At 73.0% G+C, this 26,390-nt stretch carries 19 protein-coding genes, 2 pseudogenes and 1 CRISPR repeat array; of the genes and pseudogenes, 13 read left to right on the top strand and 8 right to left on the bottom strand.

The genetic code is table 11. The features are described from left to right. Nucleotides 1–46 precede the first annotated feature (46 nt). A complete protein-coding gene (locus tag ACF089_RS16740) occupies nt 47–1,306 on the bottom strand; it encodes an MFS transporter (protein ID WP_392026732.1) in 1,260 nt (419 codons plus the stop codon). Between the two features lie 501 nt (nt 1,307–1,807). On the opposite strand from ACF089_RS16740, the gene ACF089_RS16745 reads away from it, so the two are divergent. The 3 genes from ACF089_RS16745 (at nt 1,808) to ACF089_RS16755 (ending at nt 6,053) form a co-directional block, all read left to right on the top strand. Next, complete coding sequence (locus tag ACF089_RS16745; RefSeq protein ID WP_392027193.1) at nt 1,808–3,106, top strand: MFS transporter; 1,299 nt, start codon at nt 1,808–1,810, stop codon at nt 3,104–3,106. Between the two features lie 264 nt (nt 3,107–3,370). Beyond that, nucleotides 3,371–3,715, top strand: a complete 345-nt coding sequence (locus tag ACF089_RS16750; protein WP_392026734.1) for a hypothetical protein — start codon at nt 3,371–3,373, stop codon at nt 3,713–3,715. Between the two features lie 283 nt (nt 3,716–3,998). Next, nucleotides 3,999–6,053 carry a transglycosylase domain-containing protein gene (locus ACF089_RS16755; protein WP_392026736.1) on the top strand — a complete coding sequence of 685 codons (2,055 nt, stop codon included), beginning with the start codon at nt 3,999–4,001 and terminating at the stop codon, nt 6,051–6,053. Nucleotides 6,054–6,180: 127 nt separating this feature from the next. Here ACF089_RS16755 and ACF089_RS16760 read toward each other — a convergent pair whose 3' ends face one another. Then, the gene (locus ACF089_RS16760; RefSeq protein WP_392026738.1) at nt 6,181–8,424 is read right to left on the bottom strand and encodes an MMPL family transporter; all 2,244 of its coding nucleotides are present in this window, start codon (nt 8,422–8,424) and stop codon (nt 6,181–6,183) included. 332 nt (nt 8,425–8,756) lie between these two features. Here ACF089_RS16760 and ACF089_RS16765 point away from each other — a divergent pair, with 332 nt between their 5' ends. Together ACF089_RS16765 and ACF089_RS16770 are read left to right on the top strand one after the other, a co-directional pair. Further along, nucleotides 8,757–9,572, top strand: a complete 816-nt coding sequence (locus ACF089_RS16765) for a TetR/AcrR family transcriptional regulator (RefSeq protein ID WP_392026739.1) — start codon at nt 8,757–8,759, stop codon at nt 9,570–9,572. Between the two features lie 205 nt (nt 9,573–9,777). Continuing rightward, nucleotides 9,778–11,394, top strand: a complete 1,617-nt coding sequence (locus tag ACF089_RS16770; protein WP_392026741.1) for an alpha/beta fold hydrolase — start codon at nt 9,778–9,780, stop codon at nt 11,392–11,394. A gap of 997 nt (nt 11,395–12,391) precedes the next feature. On the opposite strand, the gene ACF089_RS16775 is transcribed toward ACF089_RS16770, so the two are convergent. From ACF089_RS16775 to ACF089_RS16785, 3 genes and pseudogenes are all read right to left on the bottom strand, one after another. After that, the gene (locus ACF089_RS16775; protein WP_392027196.1) at nt 12,392–12,880 is read right to left on the bottom strand and encodes a hypothetical protein; all 489 of its coding nucleotides are present in this window, start codon (nt 12,878–12,880) and stop codon (nt 12,392–12,394) included. 60 nt (nt 12,881–12,940) lie between these two features. Then, a pseudogene (locus ACF089_RS16780) lies at nt 12,941–13,171 on the bottom strand (FAD-dependent monooxygenase); the annotation flags it as partial. Nucleotides 13,172–13,292: 121 nt separating this feature from the next. Further along, nucleotides 13,293–13,979, bottom strand: a pseudogene (locus ACF089_RS16785) (FAD-dependent monooxygenase); the annotation flags it as partial. A 55-nt stretch (nt 13,980–14,034) separates the two neighbouring features. Here ACF089_RS16785 and ACF089_RS16790 point away from each other — a divergent pair. Then, nucleotides 14,035–14,739 (top strand): TetR/AcrR family transcriptional regulator C-terminal domain-containing protein, encoded by a 705-nt coding sequence (locus ACF089_RS16790; protein ID WP_392026743.1) that lies wholly within the window; start codon nt 14,035–14,037, stop codon nt 14,737–14,739. 164 nt (nt 14,740–14,903) lie between these two features. On the opposite strand, the gene ACF089_RS16795 is transcribed toward ACF089_RS16790, so the two are convergent. Further along, the gene (locus ACF089_RS16795; protein WP_392026745.1) at nt 14,904–15,392 is read right to left on the bottom strand and encodes a MarR family transcriptional regulator; all 489 of its coding nucleotides are present in this window, start codon (nt 15,390–15,392) and stop codon (nt 14,904–14,906) included. A 95-nt stretch (nt 15,393–15,487) separates the two neighbouring features. Between ACF089_RS16795 and ACF089_RS16800 the strand changes: the two genes are divergently transcribed. The 4 genes from ACF089_RS16800 (at nt 15,488) to ACF089_RS16815 (ending at nt 20,085) form a co-directional block, all read left to right on the top strand. Beyond that, nucleotides 15,488–16,705 (top strand): PP2C family protein-serine/threonine phosphatase, encoded by a 1,218-nt coding sequence (locus ACF089_RS16800; RefSeq protein WP_392026747.1) that lies wholly within the window; start codon nt 15,488–15,490, stop codon nt 16,703–16,705. Between the two features lie 262 nt (nt 16,706–16,967). After that, complete coding sequence (locus tag ACF089_RS16805) at nt 16,968–18,563, top strand: PP2C family protein-serine/threonine phosphatase (RefSeq protein ID WP_392026749.1); 1,596 nt, start codon at nt 16,968–16,970, stop codon at nt 18,561–18,563. Then, the gene (locus tag ACF089_RS16810; RefSeq protein ID WP_392026751.1) at nt 18,560–19,660 is read left to right on the top strand and encodes a B12-binding domain-containing protein; all 1,101 of its coding nucleotides are present in this window, start codon (nt 18,560–18,562) and stop codon (nt 19,658–19,660) included. Before ACF089_RS16805 ends, ACF089_RS16810 begins: the two co-directional genes overlap by 4 nt. Continuing rightward, nucleotides 19,657–20,085: an STAS domain-containing protein gene (locus ACF089_RS16815; RefSeq protein ID WP_392026752.1), complete on the top strand. Its 429-nt coding sequence runs from the start codon at nt 19,657–19,659 to the stop codon at nt 20,083–20,085. The genes ACF089_RS16810 and ACF089_RS16815 overlap by 4 nt, the downstream gene beginning before the upstream one ends. A 575-nt stretch (nt 20,086–20,660) precedes the next feature. Then, a CRISPR array of direct repeats spans nt 20,661–21,360; the repeat unit is 29 nt; unit sequence GTGGTCCCCGCGCCTGCGGGGTTGGTCCC. Nucleotides 21,361–21,774: 414 nt separating this feature from the next. On the opposite strand, the gene ACF089_RS16820 is transcribed toward ACF089_RS16815, so the two are convergent. Beyond that, entirely contained in the window at nt 21,775–22,791 is a 1,017-nt protein-coding gene (locus ACF089_RS16820; RefSeq protein WP_392026753.1) for a saccharopine dehydrogenase, read from the bottom strand. Between the two features lie 82 nt (nt 22,792–22,873). On the opposite strand from ACF089_RS16820, the gene ACF089_RS16825 reads away from it, so the two are divergent. The 3 genes from ACF089_RS16825 to ACF089_RS16835 all read left to right on the top strand — a co-directional run bounded on the left by ACF089_RS16825 (nt 22,874) and on the right by ACF089_RS16835 (nt 25,278). After that, nucleotides 22,874–23,464, top strand: coding sequence for a TetR/AcrR family transcriptional regulator (locus tag ACF089_RS16825; RefSeq protein WP_392026754.1), 591 nt, complete (start codon nt 22,874–22,876; stop codon nt 23,462–23,464). Between the two features lie 564 nt (nt 23,465–24,028). Beyond that, complete coding sequence (gene catA, locus ACF089_RS16830) at nt 24,029–24,697, top strand: type A chloramphenicol O-acetyltransferase (RefSeq protein WP_392026755.1); 669 nt, start codon at nt 24,029–24,031, stop codon at nt 24,695–24,697. Nucleotides 24,698–25,146: 449 nt separating this feature from the next. After that, nucleotides 25,147–25,278, top strand: coding sequence for a hypothetical protein (locus ACF089_RS16835; protein WP_392026757.1), 132 nt, complete (start codon nt 25,147–25,149; stop codon nt 25,276–25,278). Between the two features lie 360 nt (nt 25,279–25,638). Here ACF089_RS16835 and ACF089_RS16840 read toward each other — a convergent pair whose 3' ends face one another. After that, a complete protein-coding gene (locus ACF089_RS16840) occupies nt 25,639–26,007 on the bottom strand; it encodes an ML domain-containing protein (protein ID WP_392026759.1) in 369 nt (122 codons plus the stop codon). Nucleotides 26,008–26,390: the final 383 nt, after the last annotated feature.

Consider the following 26,390-nt stretch of genomic DNA (forward strand, 5'->3'; position numbering starts at 1 on the left):
CCCGTCGGCGCGTACCCGTACCCGTACCAGGTACCCGGTACGCGGTTCAGCCGGTCTCGGAGGGCGCGCGGGCGAACCGCCGTGAGCTGGGCGTCAGGGCGGCGGCGGCCGGGGCGAGGAAGCAGGCGAGCGCGCAGGTCGCGAGGACGGCGGTGACGCCGAAAGCGTCCATGGCCGGGGCGATGAGCGCGAGCCCGAGGGGCGCGAGGCCGTACGACAGGAGGAAGTCGAGCGAGGAGACCCGGGCCAGCCGGTCCGGCGCGACCTCGCGCTGGGTCGCCGTGAACCAGGGCACGTTGAACAGCTCGATCCCGACGCCCGCCACCACATACGCGGCGATCACCACGGCGGGATGCACGGGCAGCATGAGGCTGAGCGGGGCGAAGCCGTACGCGGCGAGCCCGGCGAGCGCGACCCACCCCTGCGCCCGGGGCCGCCACCCGGCGATCACGAGCGCGCCTCCGAGCGCGCCCAGCGTGTACGCGGTCACCGCCGCGGCCAGCACCCATTCCGTACCGTAGCGATCCCGGCTGATCAGGGGCAGGGCGACGCTGGTCGCGGAGTATCCGAGGGCGACGACCGTGGTGAGCGCGGCGAGTCCGGCGACGAACCAGGGGTGGCGGCGGGCCTCCGCTATCCCCTCCATGAACTCGCGCCGGAACGAGGCCCGTTGTCCGCTCGCGGACGCCGCGCCCGCCGCCCGTTCCGACTTCCCGGGCACGAACGCGGCGACCGCCCAGAGCAGACCGATGCCCCACAGCAGCGTCCGGACGTCGGTGAAGGCGGCGAGCAGCGCGGTCAGCGCGGGCCCGGCCAGCGTCGTGACCCGTACCGCCAGGGTCATGGCGGCGTTGGCCCGCTGTCTGTTCTCCGGCGCGACCACATCGGCGGTGAGCGCCTGGAAGGCGGGCCGGCAGGCGCCCTGGCCGGCCCCCGCGAGCACCGCGCCGACGGTCATCAGGGTGAGCGAGCGGCCGAGGCCGGCGGCCAGCAGCGGGGAGGCGGCCGCCGCGATCAGGGCGGACAGCAGGACCACGGTCCTGCGGGAATGGCGGTCGGCGAGCACCCCGCCGACCGCCACCGCCGCCAGGAAGCCCACCGTCCGCCCGGCGAGGACCAGGCCGAGACCGCTCGCCGAGAGGTCCTGGTGCAGCACGGCGAGGCCCAGGACGAAGGGCAGCGACCAGGTGGCCAGTCCGGAGGCCGTCGTACCGGCCCACAGACGCAGAAAGGCCGTGTCGCGCAGCACGGAACGGCCGGGCGGGGAAGAGTCGGCGGAGGCGGTGGGGGCGGGTGAAGTCGCCACGGTGCGTTGCTCCTTGCGGGTCGGGTCGGGTCGGGTCGGATCGGATCGAGGCAGGTCGGGTCGGGTCGATGGATCGGAGGGCGGCGGTGGGCCGACCCCGACGATGGAAACAGCCACGAGCCGTCTCGGACACCTCGCCCTCGTCACACCGGGGCCGGGACGCCGCCGAGTCGCCGCGTCACGCGGGCCGCCGGGTCCGGGGACGCCGATCGGGCCCGGCCGCCCGGAGGGCTTCCCGGATCGCGCCGGGCGCGCGGCGGCGCCGGGAGGCGGTGCCGCGCGGCGGGCCTCCCGCGCACCGAGCCGCGCGAGCGCCGATCGCCGGCGCCGGGGGAGTCGGGACCGTCAGCCGACGGTCGGCGCTCGACGGTCGCCGCTCGGCCGCGCATATGCCCGGAGCCGCGGCCGCGGGCGTAACCCCTTCTCCACAAGGCTGGTTGAGCCGGTATGTCTGCACACAGCGCCGCGTCACCCGGGCCCGGCGGAAGCGGCGGTCCGTCGATGCTGCGGATCGCGTCGGCCTCGCTCGCCGGGACCGCCATCGAGTTCTACGACTTCTTCGTCTACGGCACCGCCGCCGCGCTCGTCCTGGGGCCGCTGTTCTTCCCCACCCTCTCCCCGCTCACCGGAACGCTGGCCGCCTTCGGCACCTTCGCGATCGGATTCATCGCCCGCCCGCTCGGATCCGTGCTCTTCGGCCATATCGGCGACCGCCACGGACGGCGTCCGGTGCTGGTCGCCTCCCTGCTGACGACCGGACTCGCCACCGCCGCCGTGGGCTGTCTGCCGGTGTACTCCTCCATCGGCACGGCCGCGCCTGTACTGCTCCTGCTGCTCAGGTTCCTCCAGGGCCTCGGACTCGGCGGCGAGTGGGGCGGAGCCGTGCTCCTCACCGCAGAGCACGCCCCGGCCGGGCGGCGCGCCCTGTGGGGCAGCTTTCCCCAGATGGGGCCGCCGCTCGGCTTTCTGATGGCCAACGGCACGATGCTGACGCTGACCGCCGTGCTCAGCGACGCCCAGTTCCTCAGCTGGGGCTGGCGGGTGCCCTTCTGGGCCGCGGGCGTCCTCACCGTGGGCGGCCTGCTGCTGCGCGCCTCGCTGGCCGAGACCCCGCAGTTCCGCGAACTGGCCGAGACCGGCGGCCGCGCGAGCGCCCCCGTCACCGAGGTGCTCCGCGACCACTGGCGTCTGCTGCTGCTGACCGCGGGCGCCCTCTCGGTCAGCTACGCCGTCTTCTACGCGGTGACCACCTGGTCGCTGGTGTACGGGACGGAGCGGCTGGGCGTCGGCCCGACCACCATGCTGGTGCTGGTGATCGCGGCGGTGGCGGTCATGGGCGTACTGACCCCGCCCGCCGCGCTCCTCGGCGACCGCTTCGGCCGCCGACCGATGTGTCTGGCGGGCAGCGCCCTCGCGGGCCTGTGGATGTTCCCCTTCGTCGCGCTGCTGGACACCGGGGAGCCGCTGCTGATGTTCCTGGGCGCGATCGTGGCGCTGATCGCGCTCGTCGCCATGTTCGCGGTGCTCGCCGCCTATCTGCCCGAGCTGTACGAGCCCAGGGTGCGCTGCACGGGAGCCGCGGTCGGCTACAACCTGGCCGGTGTGGTCGGCGGGGCGCTCACCCCCATCGTGGCGACCGCCCTCTCCGACAGCACCGGACCGCCGTGGGGCGTGGCCGCCTGGCTCAGCGGCGTCGCCCTCCTCAGCACCGCCTGCTTCGCCGCCCTCCCCGAAACCCGCCCCGAACCCGCCGACGCCCCCGCCCCCGGCCGCCCCGACGAGGAGCCGGCGCCCGCCTGACCCCCGCGCCGCCGAACGACCACCCGGTGCCGCCCGGGCCGCTCCCCACCGGCCCGTACGCCGTCCTCCCGCTCACCCCGACGCGTACCGGGCCCGGGCCAGTGAACGCACGGACGGGAAGCGGTTCTCCGGCACGGCCTCCGTCGCCGCCGCGACCACCTCCGACTGCCCGGCCGCCCCCGCCACGCCTTCTCCCCGTCCCCCGCGAACCGGGCGGGGAGACGCGGCTGGAGCCCCGGGGCCGCCTGGTGCCACAATCGGATCATGAGGCAATCAGCTGAAGCGGTGACCGGATGCCTGGTCGCCTTGGCGGGCGGATTCGCCGGCCTCTTCGCCTGGGCGGCGGGCGCGGAGACGCGGGCGCGGGCCGGGTTCGAGAGCGGGCCGGAATGGAGTGTGCTCCACACGGAGCTGCCGCTGACGGTCCTGGCCGGGGCCGTCAGCGCGCTCGTCGTCTGGCTGGCGCCGCGGCTGGGCGGTCTGCGGCTCTCCCCGGCGGGCGCCGCGGTGCGGGGGACGCTGCTCGTGGCCGCGCTGGTCGGGTTCTGGCTGATCGCCGAGGGGTGGTACGACGGGCTGCCCGCGCCGGCGTCGGAGCGAAAGCCCTGACGGAGCGAAAGCCCCAACGGAGGGCAAGCCCTGACGGCGCGCAAGCCCTGACCGGGGCGATCCCGAAGGGGCGGCGGTGCGGCGCGTCGAGGTCGTGAACGGCGCGGTGGGCGGGGCGAGTCGGCCGGTTTCCGGTGGGCGGGAGCGCGATGGAGTGAGCCTCGCGTCATATATGGAGATTTCGTGAACGACCCAACCGTGCATGTGGTCTGAACATCATCCCGGCCGGAGCCCTTCACCGCGTCGAAGTGACGGCTCGTGATCGAGGAGGTCCGTATACCGCATGAGGCTGCCCCGCCATCGCCGCGCGAACCGCACTGGAAGCCCGAAGCCGACGGAGGGCTCGAAGCACGCGCGCCGTCCCCCGGGCAGAGCGAGGAAGAGCCGCAGGAGGGCCGCCCGGAAGATCCGCCGGCTCCGTATCGACTACCCCAGAAGGGGCCTGCGGGGCTGGCGGCGCTGGACGCCCTCCTGGAAGCTCGTCTCCGGTGCGTTCCTGCTCTTCGTCGCCACCGTCGTCGGCCTCTTCACGGCCGTCTACATCCACGTGGACATCCCGAACGCCCATGACTCCGCACGCCGCCAGGCCACCGTCTACTACTGGGCGGACGGAAGCCGGATGGTGAGCGTGGGCGATGTGAACCGCCAGGACGTCAAACTCGCCCAGGTGCCCGAATCCGTCCAGCGCGCCGTGATCGCGGCGGAGAACGCGGACTTCTACGACGACTCGGGCGTCTCGTTGACCGGCATCGGCCGCGCGGCCATGAACATCGTCAAGGGCAAGGAGACCCAGGGCGGTTCCACGATCACCCAGCAGTATGTGAAGAACACCTATCTGAGCCAGGACCAGACCATCCACCGCAAGGTCAAGGAGCTGTTCCTCGCGCTCAAGGTCAGCAATCAGCAGTCCAAGACGGAGATCCTCGAGGGATATCTCAACACCTCGTGGTTCGGCCGGGACGCGTACGGCGTCCAGGCCGCCTCGTACGCGTACTTCGGCATCCCCGCCCAGGAACTGGACCCCAGCCAGGGCGCGCTGCTGGCCGCCACGCTCAAGGGCGCGGAGAGCTACGACCCGTCCCTCAGCGCCGCCAATCACCGGCGGGCCGAGGAGCGCTGGAGCTGGATCCTGGACCGGCAGGTCCAGGTGGGGCTGATGAGCACCGGGGAGCGCGCGAAGTACACGAAGTTCCCCGAGCCCAAGCCCCCCGTCAAGCCGACCAGCCAGGCCGGGCAGATCGGCTATCTCGTCGACATCGCCAACAAGTACCTCAAGAGCCGCAGCGGGCTGACCGACATGGATCTCGCCGGCGGCGGCTACCGGGTCCACACCACCTTCGAGAAGGGCAAGGTCCTCGCCCTGACCAAGGCCGTCGAGAAGGTGCGCTCGGACCGACTGGACCCGAAGAAGCGGCCGGGCGACCGCCATGTGCAGGTCGGCGCCGCCTCGGTGCGCCCCGGGGACGGGGCGATCGTCGCGGTCTACGGAGGCTCCGACGCGATCGAGCACTTCAGCAACAACGCGGACACCTCGGGCGTGCCCGCGGCCTCGGCGTTCAAGCCCTTCGTGTTCGCCGCCGCCCTGGAGGAGGGGCTCCAGGACCGGGAACGCTCCGTCGAGGAGGCCGGATCGGACCCGCTGCGGCCCAGTCCGACGGCCGAGACGCCCCCGATCCCGTCCCTGAACCTCTACTCGTCCCTCGTCGACTCCGACCACACCCCGTTCGTGGAGACCGGCAAGAAGCTCGGGCTGAGGAAGGTCAAGGATCTGGCCGTCGCGTCGGGACTGCGCGAGGAGAGCATGGCCAAGCTGGAGCCGACCTTCTCGATCGGCACCTCCACCCCCAGCGCCGTCCGGCTGGCCAGCGCCTACACGACCTTCGTCAACGACGGCCGGGCCACCGAGCCCTATTCGGTGACCAAGGTCGAGCGGGACGGCGTCGCGGTGGAGGGCTTCGACCTGCCCGAGAAGCGGCGGGCGATGAGCTCCGAGACCGCCTCGATCGTCGGCGCGGCCCTCCGGCAGGTGAGCTGGAGCACCGTCGGACCGCAGAAGGGCCAGAGCGGCCGTCTCCCGGCCTGGGCGGGCACGACGGGCCCGAACGACCGGATGAAATCGGCCTGGTTCATCGGCGCGACCGAGGAACTGAGCACCTCGGTCACGATGTTCCGCACCAAGCCCGATGTGCCGCATCTGCTGCCCATGCAGGGCGTCGGCGGCCCCGACTCCGAGCGCGGCAGCGCCTTCCCGCCCCTGATCTGGGAGGCGTACCACCAGGTGGCAGTGCCTTCGCCGGCCTCGGCGGACGACTCCCGCAGGACCCTCACGGTCTCCTAGCGGCCGTTGCGCGGCGGGGCGGTGTCGCGCGCGGAACGGCCGCGAGCCCGCCTCCGCCCGGGCGGAGGCGGGCGGCGACGGGCGGTCTCGGCGGCGCCGGGCACGGCCCGAACCGGTGCTCGTACGGTCAGACCCTGGTCGAGTCCTTCGCGTACGGCGCCCCGGTGACGGCCTCCGGCGCGGTCGCGGGGCGGGGCGCGGGGCCGGACTCGCTGAGCCCGTACCGCTCATGGAGCCCGCGCAGGAACCGGGGCGCGTACCAGGCCGAGCGGCCGAGCAGACGCATCGCGGCGGGGACCAGGACGCCGCGTACGGCGACGGCGTCGATGAGGACGGCCAGCCCGCTGCCCAGCCCGAACATCTGCAGGAAGCTGAGTTCGGCCGTGCCGAAGGCGAAGAAGGAGACGGCGAGCAGCAGAGCCGCCGCGCTGACGATGCGTCCCGTGTGCCCGAGGCCGTCGGCCACGGCGGACTCGTCGTCCGCGCCCAGATCGTGGAGTTCCTTGATCCGGCTGGTGACGAACACCTCGTAGTCCATCGAGAGGCCGAAGCCGACGCAGAACAACAGCACGGTCATGGACACATTCATCGGCTGCGCGGTGAATCCGAGCAGGGAGGACAGGTTCCCGTCCTGGAAGATCCAGGTCATGACGCCGAGGGCGGCCCCCAGGCTGATCAGGTTGAGCAGCAGCGCGCGCAGCGGCTGGACGACGCTTCCGGTGAAGAGGAAGAGCAGTACGAAGGTGGTCAGGGCGACCAGGCCGGCCGCGAGGGGGAGCCGGTCGCCGATGGAGTCCTTGGAGTCGACCAGTACGGCGTCGACTCCGCCCACCAGGGCGCGCGCCCCGTCGGGCGGAGTGACCGCCCGCACCCTCTCGACCAGGCGCTGGGCGTCGTCCGACTTCGGCGGCAGGGCGCTCACCACATTGATCCGCTGGGCGTCGGGGCGGCCCAGGGCGGCGTTGACGGGCCCGGTCGCGGCGGACCGTCCGCCGGTGTGGGTTCCGGCGCTGGTCTCGACGCGGGCGACGCCGGGGAGCCCGGACAGCGCGGCCGCGTAGGACCGCAGAGGGGCCGGGCCCACGGGCGTGTCGACGACGATGTGGAGGGCCGCGTCGTCGCTGCCGTCGAAGTTCTTCTCCAGCGCCGTCGCGACCTGGCGGCTCTGGGCGTTCTCGGGCAGCACGCGTTCGTCCGGTGTGCCGAAGGAGACGCCCAGCAGCGGGCTCGCCGCGAGGAGCAGCACCGCGAGCACGGGCAGCGCGGTGAGGGCCGGCCGCCGCATGACGGTGCGGGCCAGCCGCCCCCACCCGCGCCCCCGGGTCTCGGAGCGCCCCCGGTTCGCCCACGGCAGCCGGCCGCTGTTGACCCGGTGCCCCAGGACGAGGAACAGGGCCGGCATGACGAACAGGGTGCTGACGGCGGCGATGGCGACGACGCCGATCCCGGCGTATCCGAAGGAGCGCAGGAAGTACTGCGGGAACACCAGGAGCGCCGCGAGCGCGGCGGCCACGGTCGCGGCGGAGAAGGCGACCGTACGGCCCGCGGTGTGCACCGTCCGCCGGACGGCGTCCTCCACGGTCTCCCCGGCCGCGAGCTGCTCGCGGAACCGGCTGACCATCAGCAGGGCGTAGTCGATGCCCAGGCCGAGGCCCAGCGCGGTGGTCAGATTGATCGCGAAGACGGAGACGTCGGTGACGCTGCCGAGCACGAACAGTTCGGCGAATGTGCCCATGACGGCGATCAGCCCGATCACCAGCGGCAGCAGGGCCGCGACCACGCTGCCGAAGACCAGCAGGAGGAGTACGAGGGTCAGGGGCACCGCGATGGCCTCGGCCAGGATGAGATCGTCGCCCACCTGCGTGCCCATCTCGTCGCCCACCGCCGCGCCGCCGCCCGCCAGGACCGTCAGGCCGTCCTCGTACGCTCCGGTGTAGGTCTCGATGACGGCCTTGGCGTTCTCGCCCTGCTCCGTCTCGTCGCCCGTCACATGGGCGAGGACGAGGGCTTCGCGGCCGTCCTCGGAGCGGAGGCCGGGGTTGTCCGCGTCCCAGTACGAGACCACGTTCTCCAGCCGCCGCTCCTTTCTCAGCTCGGCCACCAGGGCCCGGCCGTCCCGCTCGGCGGCGGGGGCGTCGATCCGGCCGCCGGCGGCGCGCACCAGCAGGACGAGGTCGGTCTCCCCGCCGAACTTCTCGCCGATGACCTCGCCCGTCCGGGTGGACTCCGAGGCCGGGTCCTCGTAGCCGCCGTCCAGCAGCTTGCCGAACGCGCCGGCGCCCGCGACGCCCATGAGGGCCACGGCCACGACGGCGATGACGAGTATCGACCGGGCCCGGTGAATCACCAGTTCGGCTATGCGTTCAAACACGCGTGATCTCCCTTGTGCGCACTGGTCGTGAGAGCCCGGCGAGCGGCATCGGGCGGAGGTGGGGACGGGTGGTACGGGGGTACGGGGGCATCGGCCGGAGCAGGGCGGGACGGTGGTCGGGGGCAACGGCCGGGGCGGCGGCGGGCGCGGGGACTGCTCCGGCGGCGGCTCCGGGGGAGCCCCGCACCGCGCCGGAGGCGGACCGCTGTCGCCGTCCTCGCCGCCGGATCCGAAGCTAGCGGGCTGATGAAGAATTTGGCAGTGTTAGATTTTCCTGACATGCCCATAACTTCCGCCCGATGCGGCGGAGGTCGCCGTCGTGAGGTCGTCGTATGCCTGCGGAAGAACATGTGAAGACCCGGCCCACCCTGCGCGAGCGACGCCGGGCGGCCGCGACCCAGGAGATCCTGGACGCCGCCGAGCGCCACATCGTCGAGAACGGCCCGGCGGCCCTGTCCATGCGCGCGGTCGCCCGGGACCTGGGGATGACCGTCCAGGGGCTCTACCACTACTTTCCGAGCTGGTCCGATCTCGTCACCGCGCTCATCGCCAAGGCGTACGACGACACGGCCGACGCCATGGAGGCCGCCGTCGACGCGGCGGCGCGGGCGGACCTGACGCGGGCAGACCCGGCGGTGCGGGCTGACCCGGCGGCGCGGACGGAACCGGCCCCGCCGAGGGTCCTGGTCGCGGCCGAGGAGTACCGCCGATGGGCCGTCACCCACCCCGAGCGGTTCCAACTCCTCTACGGCACACCGCTGCGGCAGTACGCGGCGCCCGCCGGCGGGCCGACCACCCAGGCGATGATCCGGATCAGCGCCGTCTTCCAGCGCGAGATGTTCGGCGGGTTCACCCGCGCCCAGCTGGAGGCGGCCGACGCACCGGAGCTGTCACCCGCGCTGCGGGCGCATCTGGAACAACTGCCGGCCCACGGCCTGGGAGCGCTGCCGCCCCCGGCGACCACGCTTCTGCTGAGCGCCTGGGGGCATCTGCACGGCCTCGTCGTCCTGGAGGTGTTCGGACACACCGCCTTTCTCGGTGAGCACCAGGCCGAGATCTTCCGCAGGGGCGTGCGCAATCTGGTGGACGACGTCCACCGCCGGATCCCCGGCGCGGGACCGGGCGCGACGGGGCCCTCCGGCCCGTGAGGCGGTGAGGCGGTGAGGCGGTGACGGTCGCGGTCCGGTTGACCGTACGGCGGCCGCGGCTACGGCGGCGATACACAACGGATGGGCGTACGCCGCCGTATCCGCGCGCGGCGGATGCGCGCCCCGGCCATGGTGGGGAAGTCCGCGGACGCCGTGGACCGTCCCGCCGTCCCCCTTCGCACGGAGGCTTCTTCTCGTGTCACCGATGACCGATCACCGCACTGGGCAGTCCGCCCCGGCCAAGCTCGCGCGCCGGCGCGCCCTGACCGTATCCGCGATGCTGCTGGCCGGGCTGCAGGCGAGCACCGGCCTCGCCGCCGCGCGGGACGGCGGGCCTTCCACGGCGCGGGACGGCGGGTCTTCCGCCGCGCCGGCGCTCGACTGGCGGCTCTGCTCGACCGCGGCGGCGGACTGGCCGATCAAGAACGACACCCGCAGCGAGTGCGCCGAGCTGACCGTGCCGATGGACTACGCGAAGCCCCGGGGCCGGACGATCACGATCGCGGTGAGCCGCGTCAGGGCCGCACAGGGGACGACCCGCGCGTCGCCCGTCGTGTCCGTGCTGGGCGGGCCGGGGTTCTCCAACATCAGCGACGCGATGTCGATGACGCGGCGCGGACTCGCGGCCCTCAACGCCGAACACGACTTCATCGGGCTGGACCTGCGGGGATCCGGCTACAGCGACCACCTCGTCTGCGACGACAGGCCGGGCGTCGAACCGCTGCCGACGGCGCCGGAGAAGCACTTCAAGAAGGCCGATTTCGACACGCAGGCCGAGTTCAACAACCGCTGCGCGGCCATCGATCCGGCATTCGTACGGCAGATCACCCCGGAGAACGCGGCCCGCGACATCGACCGGCTCCGGGTCGCGCTCGGGGCGGAGAAGATCAACTTCTACGGCGCCTCCTTCGGCACCGCCATCGGCATGGCCTACCGCGCCCTGTTCGACCGCCGCACGGAACGCATGTGGCTGGACTCGGTGATGCCTCCCACGCGCCACTGGCCCACGATGGACCGCGAGACGGAGGCGGTCGGCGGGGAGAGCACCCCGCCGTTCGTCGCCTGGCTGGCCGGGCGCGACGCCGAACACGGCTTGGGGGGCGACGAGTCCACGGTCCGCGGGCGGCTGGGCGAGCTGCGCGGTGATCTGGAGAGGAAGCCGCGCACCGGCGGCGGGGTGCGCCTGGACGGGGACTGGGTGGTCGAGCAGATCAACCGCCCCCAGGAGGAGTGGGACCACGCGGCGAAGGCCCTGGCCGCGGTGCGCGGCGGCGGTACGCCCCCGGCGGCTCCGACGCCCTCGAAGTCCCCGGAGCCGTCGAAGTCCGCGAAGCCGTCGAAGTCCGCGACGCCGCCCCGGGCGGGCGGGGCCGCGTCCGAACCGGCGGCGCCGATACGTTCCGCCGGGCTGGGCGGCCCGCGCAGCGGCTTCAACACACCCCAGTACCACGCGATGTTCTGCAACACCGCCCCCGCCGGCCGCGGTTTCGGGGAGCTGTGGGCGGCCCGCGAGGCCCGCCGCAAGGCCGATCCCCTGTCGGGAGGCACGGAGTTCAGCGCCTGGTGCGCGAAGTGGCCGCTGAACGCCCCGGCCGCCAGGCCCGCGCACGGCGGCAGCGCGCTCCAGCTGTCCGGCCACCTCTACGAGTACGTCACGCCGTACGTCTGGGCCGAACAGGCCAGGGACGCCACCGGAGGCGCCCTGCTCACCATTGTGGACGACGGCCACGCCTCCCTGCCCTCATCGCCCTGCGCCGAGAAGGCGATCTCCTTCTTCCGCACCGGACAGAAGGCCGAGGGCAGCTGCGGCGGGCAGTCCTGAGCGGTGAGAACACGGTCCGCGTCCCCGGCGGCCCATTCCTGATGGGCGGCCGGGAGATCCGCGCCCTGCGCGCGGACGGCGAGGACGGCGGACATGTCACGGACGCCGGGCGGGCTGCCGGGGTGATCCACCGGGGCCTGTTCCGCCCGGCTGACGGGCCACCGGACCGAGGTCCAGCGCTCGGCGCGCGGCCGCGTCGGCGCCGGGGCCGCCGGGAGGATCCCGCCGGACTGCCCGCCGTGCACCCAGCGCGGCCCGATGGCACTGTGCTCGCGGTCTGTCCGAAGGCGAGCCGATCCGGGCACTGGATCCGGCGTGGGAGGCCGGGCTTGCCGGTTCGACTTCCCCCAGGTCAGCCGCGTGGGGGCGGGTCGGACCGCGCGGCATCGGGCGCACCGCGAGACGCCGCCTCCGGCCCGTGCCGGCGGGCGTCTTCCTCGTCGGGCTGCTGGCGCTGTGCGCCACCCTCATGTCGTACTCCGACATCTTCCTCGTCTTCACCGTCGCGGGCTTCTTTCACGCGTACTCGCTCAGGCCGTGGCCGGTGGGGGTTGCTCGGAGTCCTGGCCACCTCCGTGGCCTCAACGGCTCGGCGACGCGGGTGTGGGCGAACCCGGCCCCGGACGTGCTCGCGGAGTTCATCCTGATCGTCGCCGTGCAGAGCGCGGCGATCGGCGTGGGAATCCCGCTGACGGCGCGCGGCGAACCGGAGGAGCGCAAGCGGCAGGAACCCGTCGAGCGACTGGGGGCCGCACCGCACGAGAACGCCGGGCTCCACGCGCGACTGGTCGCCCAGGCCCGTGAATCCGGGGCGCAGGACGAGCGGCAGCGATTGGCCGGCGAGATCCACGACACTCCGGCCCAGGGTCCCGCCGGCGTCATCACACGGCTGCCGAGGGCTACCGCCGCCGTCTGCGCACGTGACGTCTGCCGCAGCCGGCCGCCGATGAGGACCCATGGGGTGTCCACCGGGTGTCCGCGAGGGCAGCGGCTGGGTTCACCCGCCCGGCGCCGTGTTCGGTCTTGCCAGCAGCTGGTCCAGGACGCCGGTGAGGAACCGCGCCGGGTCCGGGACCGGTGCCGTGGCCCGCATCGCGACGATCGCGTCCGGTCGCACGAGCAGGGTGCCGTCGTCGGGCAGCCATGGTGCGGAGACCCGGTGCGCGCTGAGGCCGGCGCCCGTCGCGGCGGCGAGCCACCGGTCGCCCGCGGCACCCGCCAGCAGGGTCCACCGGGACGCGACCAGGTCGAGCGTGGAGACTCCGGCGACCCACGCGTGGGGCACCCGCGAACCCGGCGACCCGTCCAGTGCCGCCGCCAGGTCCACCCTGGACGGGGGTTCCGGCCGCGGGTCGACGACGGCGGCCGAGTCGTACCGCTGGCCGGCGTGCACGACCGGCGCGGCCCACACCCCCGCCACCGCCCTGGCGGCGTCGGCCTCGGGGCCGCGCCCCCAGTGCAGCTCCGGGTCGGCGAACCTGAGCATCGCCTGGTCCAGCGTCGCGGCGGCCACCGGCTCGCGCTCCTGCGCGTAGGTGTCGAGCAGGGCCGCGCCCGCCTCGCCGTGGTGGACGGCGGCCAGTTTCCACGCCAGGTTGTGGGCGTCGGCGACGCCGGTGTTGAGGCCGAACGCGCCCAGGGGGGACACGGTGTGCGCGGCGTCGCCGACGAGGAACACGCGGCCGACGGCGAAGCGGTCGGCCAGGCGGCTCCGGGGCCGCCACGGGAGCACGCCGCGCACTTCGACGTCGAGGCCGGGATCGCCGACCGCCGCGCGGACGACCGCGACGCATCGCTCGTGCGTGAAGTCCTCCGGGCGCTCGCCCCCCGTCGACGTCGCAGGCGGTGTGGAAGACCCAGTCCGTCTCGCCGTCCACGGTCGCCAGCAGACCGGGCGCGTCCGGCGTGGTGATCGTGCAGGTGGCGAAGGTCATCCCCCGCAGATGGGGTCGGAGGTCCGCGCGGAACAGAATGTTGATCATCGGCTCGCCCAGGTCGCCCGCCCCGGAGGTGGTCACGCCCAGCGCGGTCCGCACGGTGCTGTGCGTGCCGTCCGCGGCCACCACGCGCGCGCAGCGCAGCGACTGGCGGCCGTCGGGCCCCGCCAGTTCGGCGTCGACCCCGTCGGCGTCCTGCGCGATGCCGACCAGGCGGGTCGACCAGCGCACATCCGCTCCCCGGCGCGCCAGGTCCGCCGCCACCACGGCGTCGAGGCGGTCCTGCGCGCAGACGCCGCGCAGCCTGAACGGCGTCGCGTCGGGCCCGGCGGGGGACGGGACCGGCATGGGCGCGGTCACCACGTCGCCCGCGCCCATCTCCACGACGGTCCGCGCCACCGCCTTGCCCGCGCCGTCCCGGAGGTCGACCGCGACGGCGTCGACGGCGGTGTCGAGCCCGAGTTCGCGGAGGATCTCGACGGTGCGCGGCCCGATGCCCGTGGCGCGCGGGTGGACCGACGGCCCGGGCCGGCGTTCGACCAGCACCGCGGGGACGTTGTGGTGCGCGAGCAGCGCCGCGGTGAGCAGCCCGACGCTGCCGCCTCCGACCACGAGCACCGGAACTTCTGGATACGCCGTCTCTGTCATGGATACACCGTAGCCAGAAGCTAGAATGCCGGTCAACGAGGAAAGGAATCGCCCGATGACCGACCCCGCTCCCTCGTCGGTGTGGACCAGACCGCGCCCCGAACCGCGCCGACGCGCGCCGGGGGTGGACCAGTACGTGGCCGCCGCGCTGGCCGTCGCCGACGCGGAAGGCCTGGCAGCGGTGTCGATGCGCCGCGTCGCGGGCGACCTCGGCTCCGGGACGGCCACCCTCTACCGCTACATCACCAACCGCGACGAGCTCGTGGACCTCATGGTCGACGCGGCACAGGGCGAGGATCCCCTCCCCGAGCCCGCGCGGGACTGGCGCTCCGGCCTGACCTCGGTCGCGCACACCCTGCGCGCGACCCTGCTGCGGCACCCCTGGCTCGCGGGCGAACTCGCGGGCAGGCCCTCACTCGGCCCCAACTCGCTGCGGCGGTCCGAAGCCGCCCTGCGCGCCGCCGTCGCGCTCACCCCCGACATCACCCTGGCCTCGCACGCGCTCAGCGCCGTGCACGCGTACGTGCTGGGCTCAGTCGCCGCCCAGCAGGCCGTCCGCCACGCCGAACAGCGCACCGGCCTCACCGAGGAACAGTGGCAGCGCAGCGTCGGCCCCTACATCACCGAGATCCTCGCGGCGGGCGACCACCCGACGCTCGCCCGCCGCGTCCTCGAAGCGGAGGAACCCGACCCCGACGCCGAGTTCGCCTTCGGCCTGGAGTGCGTACTCGACGGACTCGCGGCCCGCCTGGGTCGCTGACCGGCCAGTTCGCCGCGTACCGCTTCGGCTTCGTCGTTCGATCGCCGACCCGCGGGGCCGTGAGGACGCTGCCGCAGACCTCCGGCGGACCGCGTCTCGGTCGCCCGGACGGATTCGACAGCCGATGTCCCGGGCGGCCGGGGCCTGTGGACGACGCGTGCCGCTCAGGCGGTTTCCCGGTGGCCGAGGGGCTGGGCCGGTTCGCTGACCGCGTCGCACAGTGCGCTGAGTCCGGTGGCGAGAGCGTGCTGCGCGCCGGGGGTCATACGGCTCATGGCCTGGTGGAGGGCCTGTTCCCGGCGGTGTCTGATGCCGTGCAGATGGGCGGCGCCGGTGTCCGTGAGTTCCAGCCGCATTTCGCGGCGGTCCTCGGGGCGCGGGGTCCGGCGCAGGAAACCGGCGGCCTGGAGGCGGTCGCAGAGGCGGGTGACGGAGGGCGCGGCCGCGGAGAGACGGCGGCCCAGGGTGCTCGCGTTGATGCCGGGTTCGCGTTCGATGATGTACATCACACGGGTCTGGGCGGCGGAGAGCGGCGCGGTGCTGAGGGTGCCGCGGCCGCGCTCCCAGGCGATTTCGAGCAGCTCCAGGACCTGGCCGATGTCGGGCGCGGCCGAGGGGCCGTGCTGGTGCGGGGGGGCGGGGGTCTCGCGCATGTGACACTCCCGAGTGGGCCTGGCGCCCGTTCCGGCTGGTCGATGTGGACAGTCGCACAGATGAAGATATGTGAAGGAAAGAGAGACCGGTACCGGTGGACAGACCCAGCGCGGTCGAGCGCTCTCTGCGCGAGGCCGCGCCCCATGAGATCTTCGACGTGCTCCGCTCCCTGATCGAGCGCCGTCACCGTGCCCGTGCGGTGGAACTGCTGATGGCCGACTATGCCATGACCAGGCTGCAGCCGGTCGGGGTCCTCCCGCACACCCGGCCCCCGCTGTCGGTGCACGACAGCGCCCCGGGCCGCGCGTTCGGCGCCCAGGAGGCGCACTGCGTGTCCGACGGTTCGGGGTCCACGGTGACGGCGCACCTGCCGGTCAGCGTCCGGGGGGACCGGCTGGGGGTCCTGAGCGTCACTCTGGAGGCCGGGGAGGGGGATTGCGGGCCGGCGGCGGAAGTGCTGGAGGATCTGCAGGAGTGCGCGAACGCGCTGGCGCACGAGGTGGTGGTCGCGGAGCGGGACACCGATCTCTTCCTGCAGGCGCGCCGCGCGGAACGGCTGACGCTGGCCGCCGAGATGCAGTGGCAGTTGCTGCCCGGACGTTCCTGCGCCCGCCCGGAGTACAGCCTCGGCGCCCAGCTGGAGCCCGCGTACGCCATTTTCGGCGACAGCTTCGACTGGTCGGCGTCGGCCGACGACCTGTACGTGACCGTCAGCAACGGTATGGGCGAAGGCATCGACGCCGCGCTGCTGACCAATCTCGCGATCAATGCCCTGCGCAACGCCCGCCGGGCCGGTCTGGGCCTGGTCGATCAGGCGTATCTGGCCGATCAGGCCGTTCACGGGCAGCACCAGGGCAGGCTGTATCTGTCGACGCTGCTGCTCCGGTTCCACCTCCCGACCGGGGAGGTGGAGATCATCGACGCCGGTTCGCCGCGGATCTGGCGGCTGCGCAGGGGGGTGGTCGAGGCGATCGAACTGGAGGCGCAGATGCCCCTGGGCATGTTCGAGGACACCGCCTACGTTCCCCAGCGTTTCCGGGTCGAGCCGGGGGACCGCCTGCTCTTCGTCAGCGACGGGGTCTATGACGCGCTGTCGCCCGGCGGCGAGCGGTACAGCCTCCGCGCGCTGGCCGCCTCGATCAGCGCCACCCGTCTGCTGCCCGCCTCGCAGGTGCCCCGAGCGGTGCTGCGGGAGCTGCTCGGACACCGCGGCTCCGGCCCGGCGGTGGACGACTCCCTGGTGATGTGCCTGGACTGGCACGGACGTCCGGGCCCGGACCGGGACGCCGGCCCTCCGACACCGGCCACATGACCTTTCTGTGAAGGTTGTGGACCTTCGCCGTGCGGGGTGTACGAGGCGCGCCTCCCCGAAAGGCGGCGCGCGGGAGGTGGGTTGCCATCGGGGACGCGCCTGAGTGATGCTTGCCGCCGGTTAAGTATTTTCCTCCAGTGGGAAGGGTGGTGTGGTTCGCCTCGGGCGGGCCCTCTCTATGGCCTCTACCGAGGTGGTCTCCGTCACCGGATCCGGGCAACGCTCGAGCGACCTGTGGGCTCTGGCCCCCTGTCCCGCGATCATGGCCGACGAGACCGGCGCCGTCCTGGAGGCGAACCCCGCGGCCGCCCTTCTCCTGAAGGGCGCGGCGCCCGGGGCGAGCCTGCGGGACGCGGTCCCGGACTGGCTGGCCCGCGCCCACCGGGAAGCGGTCGCGCACGGACGAACCCTCGCGCGGAACCCCTCGTACGACGAGGCTCTCCCCCCGGTCTCCGGCCGGATCGGGGCGCACAGCTTCGAGGCGCACCCCACTCCGCGGCGGGACGGGAGCGTGGTGTGGTGGCTGGTCGACGACACCGGCCGGCGGAGCGCCGAAGAGGCGCTCGCCACCGAGCGCGAACGCACCAGATTCCTCGCGGAGGCCTCCAACGTCCTGCTGGCCTCGCTGAACACTGACAGGTGCATGGCGGCCACCGCGCAGCTGGCCGCCGAGTACCTCGCGGATGTGGCGGTCGTCGTCGCCCCGCCGTCCGGCGGGAAGCTGCCCGTCGCCCTCGGCATCACGGGCCAGGACGTCGTCCGCACCAGAGTCGCCGCCGATCCGTCCCAGCTCCCGGGCCTCAGCGAGGCGCTGCAGGGGTTCCCGCCCGTGCCCTCGCGCTGGATCGACCCCGCGACCCTGCCCGACTGGACCGTCCCGCAGGACTTCGCCGAAACGATCCGGTCGGTCGTCGTGACCCCACTGCCCGGCCACGGCGTGCCCGCCGGAGCCCTCATCCTGCTGCGCACCACCGACCACGCGCGGTTCAGCGAGAACGAGGAGATCTTCGCCCGGCTGTTCGCCGCCCGGGCCGGCGCCGCCCTGTCCGCGTCCCGCCTCTACAGCGAACAGAGCGCCATCACCCAGACCCTCATGCGCGACCTGCTCCCGCCCCGGCTCCAGCGGCTCAACGGCGTGGAGATCGCCGGCGGCTACCGAGCCGCCGGGGCCGGCGAACGGGTGGGCGGCGACTTCTACGACGCCCACCCCGGCAACACCCCGGACGACGCGTCACTGGTGGTCCTGGGCGACGTGTGCGGCAAGGGCCTGGACGCTGCCGTCCTCACCGGCAAGATCCGCAACACCCTCCAGGCGCTGATGCCGATGGCGGACGACCACGAGCGCATGCTGCAACTCCTCAACGGAGCCCTCCTGACCTCACACCACACCCGCTTCGCGACCCTGGTCATGGCGTCGGCGCGGCGCACGGAGAACCAGGTACGGCTGCGCCTCACCTCGGCCGGCCACCCCGCCCCCCTGGTGATCCGCATGGACGGCAGCGTCGAGGAGGTCCCCACCCGCGGCACCCTGATCGGAGCCCTCCCGTCCATCGAGGTCCGCTCGGTCGAGACCGTTCTGCAGCCGGGCGAGATCTGCCTGCTCTACACCGACGGATTCACCGAGGCCCGCGGCGGCCCGCTCGGCGACGAGCTGTTCGGCGACGACCGCCTGAAACAAGCGCTGTCGGAGTGCGCCGGCATGCCCGGGGAAGCCGTCGTCGAGCGAATCCAGATGCTCGCCTCGCAGTGGCTGCGCGACGGCCGCCGCGACGACATGGCCGTCATCGCGATCAGCGCCCCCCTCACGACCCACCTGAGCGCGGTGAACGGCCACACTCGGGGCAGGTACACCGCATGAACCCGCTCGACAGCATCCGCGCCGACGACGTCCAGACCCTCCGGGACCGGCTGTGGAAGGCGGTGACCGGCCGCGACGAACACCGGGCCGCCGACATCGTCCTCACCGCCCTCACCGACGGCGTGGACGCGGAGACGATCCTGCTGGACCTCATCGCCCCGGTGCAGGCGAAGATCGGCGCGCAGTGGGCGGCCAACCGCCTGAGCGTCGCGCAGGAACACGCCGCCAGCGCGATCACCGAGCGCGTCATCGCCGCCCTCGCCCACCACCCCGCCCTCCGCACCCCGCCCGCCCTGGGCCGTGTCACCGTGGCGTGCGTGGACCAGGAATGGCACGTCCTGCCGGCCCGCCTCCTCGCCGAAGTCCTCACCCTGCGCGGCTGGCGGGTCGACTTCCTGGGCGCCCAAGTACCCACGCCCCACCTCATCTCCCACCTCCACCACCACGGCGCGGACGCCGTCGCGCTCTCCTCCTCCATCCCCACCCGGCTGCCCACCGCCCACGCCGCGATCACCGCCTGCCAGGCCATCGGAATCCCCGTCCTCGCCGGCGGAGCGGCCTTCGGACCCGACGGCCGCTACGCCCGGCAGCTCGGAGCCAACGCCTGGGCCCCCGACGCGCGCGCCGCCGCCCGGCAGCTCGCCGACGGCATCCCCCTGCCCAGCCTCGCCGCCGGGCGGCAGCAGATCGACGACCTGCCCCACCTCGCCGACCAGGAGTACACGCTCGTCGCCCGCTCCCAGGGACAGCTCGTCAAAAGCGTCCTCAACCAGCTCGAAGAGCGGTTCCCCGCGACGGCCGCCTACACCACCGCCCAGCGCGAGCGCACCGCCGAAGACATCGGACACATCGTCGACTTCCTCGCCGCGGCCCTCTACACCGATGACGACGACCTGTTCACCACGTTCATCACCTGGACCGCCGGCATCCTCACCGCACGCCACGTCCCCGCCGCGCGGTCCCTGCACCCCGCCCTGAACATTTTGGCCGACGAACTCAAGGACTTCCCCCGGTCCACCCGGCTGCTCGCCCGGGCGCGCCGCGCCCTGGACGGCGCGCCCCTGCCGGCCGGAACACACCCCGGAGCCACCGTATGACCGCCCTGCCCTCTTCCCCCTTCACCCTCACCGTTGAAGCCGGCCCGGGCACCGCATCCCTCCATCTCGCCGGCGACCTCGACTACGCCGCCAGCGACGAACTGGTCCAGCTCGCCGACCAGTGCCTCACCACGCACCCCGACCTGCGCGACCTGCGTCTCGACTGCACCGCACTCCGGTTCTGCGACACCATGGGCATCTCCGCCCTCCTGATGATCCACCGCAAGACCACCGCCCGGAACATACGACTCCACCTGGACGGCCCGCCCCCGTTCCTGGAACGCATCCTGAACACCACCGGAGTCCGGCACCTCTTCTCCCCGGCACACCCATCCCAACAGACCGACCAAGCGCCGCCCGGGAACCGCACCTCCCCCGAGCCCCCGTCCGCCCAGGAGACGAAGCCGGAGACAGCGGGCCTCTGATTCTCTGAGCGCCGGTCATTCTCGAACGATGGGTCCCGTTTTCGTGGTCGCGTCGGCGCGTGATCAGGTCCTGGCGGGGGAGGTCCGTCTGAGCTGCCTTTGGCGTGCTGGTGGGCGGTTCGACGGACGGGCGACCCGGCAGGGTCGAGCGCCAGTGCGCGGAGTCGCTGTCGGGGACCCAGCGGATACCGCAGGCCGTCATCCCCTTCCCGCCGCCATGCCCGCGCGGCCGCGCAACCTCTCGGACAGCGCGACCCGCACGTCCCCGACAGAGCGACGCACGGCAAACCGCTGACCGTGCACCACCACACGATCACAGGCCCCAGCACATCGAGCCGGTGCTCGCGATCCAGCTCCGCGAACGAGGCCCACCGCGCCTTGACCTGTTGAGATTCCGCGGGATGCGGTGGCGGCTGAGGCAGGCGGTCGCACATCGCTCTGGGCCGACCGGCTCTGAACCGATAGCGTGAAACCTCAACTCACCACCTCGCGCGACTGAAAAGACGGGAATGTCGGAATCTGCGGAAGTAAGTAAAAACACCGCCCTGCGGCGATGACACCGCAGGTCACGGCCTGTGGTCCCCGCGCCTGCGGGGTTGGTCCCGCCGTCGCCGCGCTGCTCATGCTCCACCACCTGTGGTCCCCGCGCCTGCGGGGTTGGTCCCTACGCCCTCGTCCCGCCCCAGACCTCGGAGACGTGGTCCCCGCGCCTGCGGGGTTGGTCCCTCCGCGAGGGCCTGCCGGTAGGACAGGGGCGGGTGGTCCCCGCGCCTGCGGGGTTGGTCCCAGGTGCTACGCCTGCGAGTAGGCCATCAGCGGGTGGTCCCCGCGCCTGCGGGGTTGATCCCGACCTCAGGACCCTGCTCCCCGAGATGGGCCAGTGGTCCCCGCGCCTGCGGGGTTGATCCCCACGAGCCCGTGGCCGCCGGCCTGCAGACGGCGTGGTCCCCGCGCCTGCGGGGTTGGTCCCTTCGAGTAGGGCGTCTCGGCGGTGAACTCGCTGTGGTCCCCGCGCCTGCGGGGTTGGTCCCCGCTCCTGACGGTTGTTGCTGCCAGGGTGCCAGTGGTCCCCGCGCCTGCGGGGTTGGTCCCCGGCGGGCAGATAGCGCACCAGCGGCAGCGTCGTGGTCCCCGCGCCTGCGGGGTTGGTCCCGCCGGTCCCGGTCGCGCGCCGAGCGGGGCATAGTGGTCCCCGCGCCTGCGGGGTTGGTCCCCGGCAGTTCTCCGAGGTCGTGCAGATCGACATGTGGTCCCCGCGCCTGTGGGATACCTCAATGCCGAGTTCCGTGGCCCCAGCCTGCCCGCCTCAGCCTCATGCCACGGAGTAGCAGAGACCAGCCTTCCAGCCGCAGGCGGGCTCCGAGGTGGCCTAAGCGATCAGGATCTCGTTTGCGGGCGAGGAGCCGTGGGTGGTCACCCGCCTCCGACGGCATGCCGTTGCGCACCGGGCGGCTGCCCGGCGTGGTGGGGAGCCTGGTCGTGGGGCCCGGCGGGCCCGGGTGGCCGTCTCCTTCGTGGGTGCGATGGGCCGTGACGACGACCACTGGCGCGTACCGGCGTGACAGGTCCACCAGCGCGGATCCCGCCGAGTGCTCGCCGCCCACACCGGCGGGATCGCGAGCGTCCTGCTGCCCGACCGGCGGGCCGTGCTGACCGCCGGCGGTCGGCTTCATCCGCAGCAGTGGGGGCTCAGCTGTCGCCGGGCGCGTCGATGAAGGCGGCGCCGGCCTCTCGCATCCGCTTGACCGCGTAGGCCGGGTCGAGCAGTGACTCGGGGGTGTGGATGCCCGGGGTGACGGCGTCGCCGCGCAGCCCGAGCAGTCGCTCGACGCCGAGGGCGATGCCGGTCGCGGTCAAGGGGCGCTGCCCCGCCGGGTGGACCAGGTGGCGGGTCGTGCTGGTCGGTGCGCCCCCTCGGTCTGTTCCTTCGAGGTCGATCCGGACCTCGAAGGAAGCGGGTTCGCCGCGGCGGCGGCCCGCGGATTCGCCGACGGCGAAGTCGAAGCGGACGTTGGGCGCGTCCGTCGCGAGGGCGAGGCTTGGCACGTCGAGGATGGCGATGCTCTGGCCGGGCAGATCGACGCCGTCGATACTGCGTACATCCACCTGTGCGTCAGGGCCGTTGACCCAGGTGAGGACGCCGTCCCGGCGTAGGAGCCCCGCCGTGGTGGCGGTGGACCACCGCTGGAGATCCGCTGCTCCGGCGGGCCCGCCGGTGTCCAGTTCGTCCAGTATGGCGCTGATCCGGATGGTGTCGATCCGGTCGAAGTGCCGGGCCGAGTGCAGTGCCGCGAGGACGACGGTGCCGGCGCAGTAGTGGCTGGCCACCAGGATCGGCGCGGTGTTCTCCCGCCGGGCGCCCGCGACGACCTCCGGCGCGATGTCCACCAGGCCGCTGGAGATGCTGAGGTACGGCAGCCCGTGATGCTGTGCGTAGCGCAGCCCGTGCAGGCGGTCGTCCCAGAGCGCGGCGACCACCGCCGAGTGGCGGCGGCCGGGCGGGAGGCCGAGATCGCCGCGCCGCAGATCGATGGTCGCGGCCGTCGCGGCGCCGAGTTCGTCGGCCACGCGCTGTGCGCGGTCGATGTCACGCCCCGCGATGGTCAGCGGCAGTTTCGGGTGCCATTGGCGCAGGAGGGCGGCGGCGGCCGTGCCCGCCTGGCCCGTACCGCCCAAGATGAGTACCGATTCCAGGTGTTCCGCCACGGTTTCCCCTCACATCCATGAAGCTACATTTTGTAGCCTACGTTTTGTAGCTTAAATTGGAGGAGGAACGCAAGGGAGGGCCATGGCCACCACACCGACCCGCCTGTCCAGGCAGGCCAGGCGGGAGCAGCTGCTCGACACCGCCGGGACGATCGTGCGCACTCGGGGCGCCGACGGCCTGACACTGGTCACCCTCGCGGAGGAGGCGGGGGTGAGCAGGCCGATCGCGTACGACCACTTCGCCACTCGCCCCGGCCTGCTGCTCGCGCTCCACCGGCGGCTCGACGAACGCCACCGGGCGGGGATCACGCGGGCGTTGCGGGACGCCGCGCCCAGTGCCGGCGCGGTCGCCCGGGTCATCAGCGCCGCCTACTTCGCCTGCGCCGCCGACATGCCGGAGCTGAGCGCCGTTTCCGCCGCGCTGAAGGGGAGCCCGGAAATGGAGGCGGTCCAGCACGAGTTGACCGAGGGGTACGCGGAGCTGATGGCCACCGCGCTGCTGCCGTACTCCAGCCTCGCGCCCCAGGCCCTTCGGCTGCGGTGCGTCGGCTTGCTGGGCGCGGCCGAGGCGATCGCCGCCGAGCTGAACCGGGAGCGGGCGACCGACGGTGAAGCGGTCACCGCGTTGACCGACCTGATCCTGGGCGGTCTCGACGCCAGGGCCGACCGTTAGAGGGTCGTTCTCTCCTGCTGTTTCGTGCCGTCATGCGGAGGTGATCCCGTGATGGCGGGTCGCGCCAGGGGACGGCGGCTTCGGCGGCGAGCCGAGAGACCGTCAGGTCGGTCATGGCTTCGGAGCGGGCCGGAACGGCGGTTCGTGGTCGCGGGCGGCAGTTCGGCGTCGGCCGCAGGTCCGTTCCACCCTCCGGAACCACCCGGCCCCGGGGGAGCGAGTGGTGCTTCTCCTCAGCCTTCTCGCCCAGGCCGGCACCGGCGCCAATGTGTACGTCGCCCACATCGCCGCCGAGCTACGAGACAGGCTTGCCCGCCGCATGACAGCGGCGCCCTGCCCCGGCCAGGAACCCCGCGCCGGGTCAGGCGTACACCCGCACAGACCTGTTCCAGGACGTCCTTCCTGGAAGTGCTCCACGAACTGGACGGAGCAGCGCACCTTCCGGTCCGGGCAGTGGCCCCGCTCCCGTTCCGGGGCGCTGATCGGATTGCCGGCCGACTGGCCTGCTCCGGCGACCCGGCGACCGTTCCAGGGCCGAGTCCCGGCGGCTGGAAGGATGGGCGGATGGATGCTCCCACCCCGATCGACCTGGACACATGGCCGCGCCGACAGCACTTCGAGCACTACCGCCGACGGGTCCCGTGCACCTACTCGATGACGGTGGAACTCGACGTCACCGCGTTCACCGCAGCGCTGCGCCAGTCGCGGCGCAAGACCTACATCGCGCAGATCTGGGCACTCGCGACGGTCGTCAACCGGCATGACGAGTTCATGATGTGTCTCACCGCGTCGGGTGAGCCGGCCGTCTGGCCCGTCGTGCACCCGGCCTTCACGGTCTTCAACCCGGAACGCGAGACGTTCGCGTGCGTGTGGGCGCCCTACGATCCCGATTTCGGCGCGTTCCACGACGTCGCGGCCCCCCTGCTCGCGGAGCACGGTCGAGCCACGGAGTTCTTCCCGCAGGGCGAACCGCCGGCCAACACGTTCGACGTGTCGAGCCTGCCGTGGGGATCGTTCACCGGGTTCAACCTCAACATCCGTGACGACTGGGACCACCTCGCGCCCATCTTCACCCTCGGCCGGTACACCGAGCGGGACAGCCGAGTACTGCTCCCACTGGCGGTTCAGGCGCACCACGCCACCGCCGACGGGTTCCACTCGATGCGCCTGGTCAACGAGGTGCAGGCCCTCCTGGCCGACACGACCTGGCTGGAGCCGAGCCCGCAACCCTGAACACGCCGGCCACCGCACGGCGGTGCGCGAGGCGCCGGCCTCGGCCGCCGACCGCCGGCCTGGGAAACGTCCCCATCCGCGCTGTGTCCAAGGAGCGTCGGCCGGCGCTCGCGGTCCGGGCCGCAGGGCCCGGGGTACGCCGGGGCCATGGCGGGTCCCGGAACCTGCGGTTCGCGACGGTTGCCCGCGGGATTGCCGCTCTTGGCGGCACCGCGAACGGGCTGCGAACCGGACGGCTCCGCCCGTGAAGTGACGGGTGGTGCGGCGGTGACGGAGCGGACGTTCGACCCGGGACGGATGCGGCGGGTCCATCGCACCGTGATTCCGGCTGTGCTCGGGCTTTCCGGGAGTGCCCGCTCTCCTACGGGTTCGCACGTTCCGCCCCGCACGCCACGGCGAGACCTCGACTCATCCGCTTTCGAGCAGGAGGTTCAGGTCAGCGCTGGACGGTGGAGTTCAACGACATCGGCGGCGGACTGATCAAGAACGTGGCCACGGGCGAGTGTCTCGACAGCAACGGCGCCGGGCGCGCCTACACGCTGGGCTGCAACGGCGGCGACTACCAGCGCCGGCAGTCGTGATGCCCGTCCCCGGATGAACGGCTGAGGCACAGGTCTCCAGCCCGGAGTCATGGGCCTCGTGACGGACCGCCCGGAGACCGGTCACCCGAGGAGCCGGCTTTCCCGGGCCGGAGCGCCACGCCCGCCTGCAGGGCGAGCCGGGCCCGGTGGGTGTGCGCCATGCGTCCTTCGAGTGCGACCGAGAGCACCGAGGCCCGGCTGCGAGCACTCGGGACGTACGCCTACTCGTGGATCGACTCGGGGCACGGCCGTTCCCGCCCCTGCCCGCGCCGTGACCGCGGTCCCGGGGGCGCGGTCAGGAAGACCCGGGGCTTGTTCCCCCGGTCCCACGGCCGTGCCCGGAGGGCGGGGGCGGAGCGGTCAGATCGTGAAAGTGATGTTGATGGCGGCGATCTCGGCGTCGTTCTGGTCGATGAACCACACGGTCGCCACGTAGCTTCCGGTGGGACCGTCGGCGGGGAGGTCGAAGGCGACGGTCGCCGAGTAGGGGCCGGCCTCGGCGGCCGGCAGCGCGGCGGTGCGGTCGGCCATGGCGATGATTCCGTAACTGACCGCCGTGCGGGTCCGGCCTCCGGAGACGCCCTCGGTCAGGGTTCCGCTCACGGTCACGGTGACGGATCCCCCGCGGACCGGGGGCTCAGGGGCCGTCGAGACACTGCTGACCGTGAAGCCGGCGCCGGGGCCACTGGCGTCGGCCCACTGCGTACCGCCGGTCGTGATGGTCGTCATGACGTCCTCCCTTTCAGGGAGTCGAAGGATTCACCTGCCCCGGCCCCCGGCCCTGCGGCCGGAGTGGGAGTCGAGGAAGTCTCGCCGGGACAACGAGCCGTCCTGACCGACGTCACGGACCCGCAGCGCCGCGCCGCCCGAGCGGGGAGGCGGCTCCAGGCCCTGCCCGCTGGCCCTGGCCCTGGCGAGCACGTGAACCTGCCCCTTCCCGTCCGGGGACGGGAAGAAGGGGCCGGTCCGCAGTCCGCGGCGAAACCCCGGATCAGTCGTCCTTCTTCACCGGCTCCAGAATCGCCACGCACTCCACATGGTGCGTCATCGGGAAGGTGCCGACCTGGGCGTGGCCGAAGAAAGGTGCAGGTCAGAAGCTATTTGATGGGCGC

Source organism: Streptomyces sp. NPDC014894 (assembly GCF_043080985.1).
GTDB lineage: Bacteria > Actinomycetota > Actinomycetes > Streptomycetales > Streptomycetaceae > Streptomyces.

Coding starts and splice junctions, on each gene's coding strand:
- ACF089_RS16745 (WP_392027193.1), top strand. CDS start 1,808: ATGCTGCGGATCGCGTCGGCCTCGCTCGCCGGGACCGCCATCGAGTTC.
- ACF089_RS16755 (WP_392026736.1), top strand. CDS start 3,999: ATGAGGCTGCCCCGCCATCGCCGCGCGAACCGCACTGGAAGCCCGAAG.
- ACF089_RS16805 (WP_392026749.1), top strand. CDS start 16,968: ATGGCCGACGAGACCGGCGCCGTCCTGGAGGCGAACCCCGCGGCCGCC.
- ACF089_RS16770 (WP_392026741.1), top strand. CDS start 9,778: ATGACCGATCACCGCACTGGGCAGTCCGCCCCGGCCAAGCTCGCGCGC.
- ACF089_RS16840 (WP_392026759.1), bottom strand. CDS start 26,007: ATGACGACCATCACGACCGGCGGTACGCAGTGGGCCGACGCCAGTGGC.
- ACF089_RS16750 (WP_392026734.1), top strand. CDS start 3,371: ATGAGGCAATCAGCTGAAGCGGTGACCGGATGCCTGGTCGCCTTGGCG.
- ACF089_RS16815 (WP_392026752.1), top strand. CDS start 19,657: ATGACCGCCCTGCCCTCTTCCCCCTTCACCCTCACCGTTGAAGCCGGC.
- ACF089_RS16775 (WP_392027196.1), bottom strand. CDS start 12,880: ATGCTCAGGTTCGCCGACCCGGAGCTGCACTGGGGGCGCGGCCCCGAG.
- ACF089_RS16765 (WP_392026739.1), top strand. CDS start 8,757: ATGCCTGCGGAAGAACATGTGAAGACCCGGCCCACCCTGCGCGAGCGA.
- ACF089_RS16795 (WP_392026745.1), bottom strand. CDS start 15,392: ATGCGCGAGACCCCCGCCCCCCCGCACCAGCACGGCCCCTCGGCCGCG.
- ACF089_RS16810 (WP_392026751.1), top strand. CDS start 18,560: ATGAACCCGCTCGACAGCATCCGCGCCGACGACGTCCAGACCCTCCGG.
- ACF089_RS16790 (WP_392026743.1), top strand. CDS start 14,035: ATGACCGACCCCGCTCCCTCGTCGGTGTGGACCAGACCGCGCCCCGAA.
- catA (WP_392026755.1), top strand. CDS start 24,029: ATGGATGCTCCCACCCCGATCGACCTGGACACATGGCCGCGCCGACAG.
- ACF089_RS16825 (WP_392026754.1), top strand. CDS start 22,874: ATGGCCACCACACCGACCCGCCTGTCCAGGCAGGCCAGGCGGGAGCAG.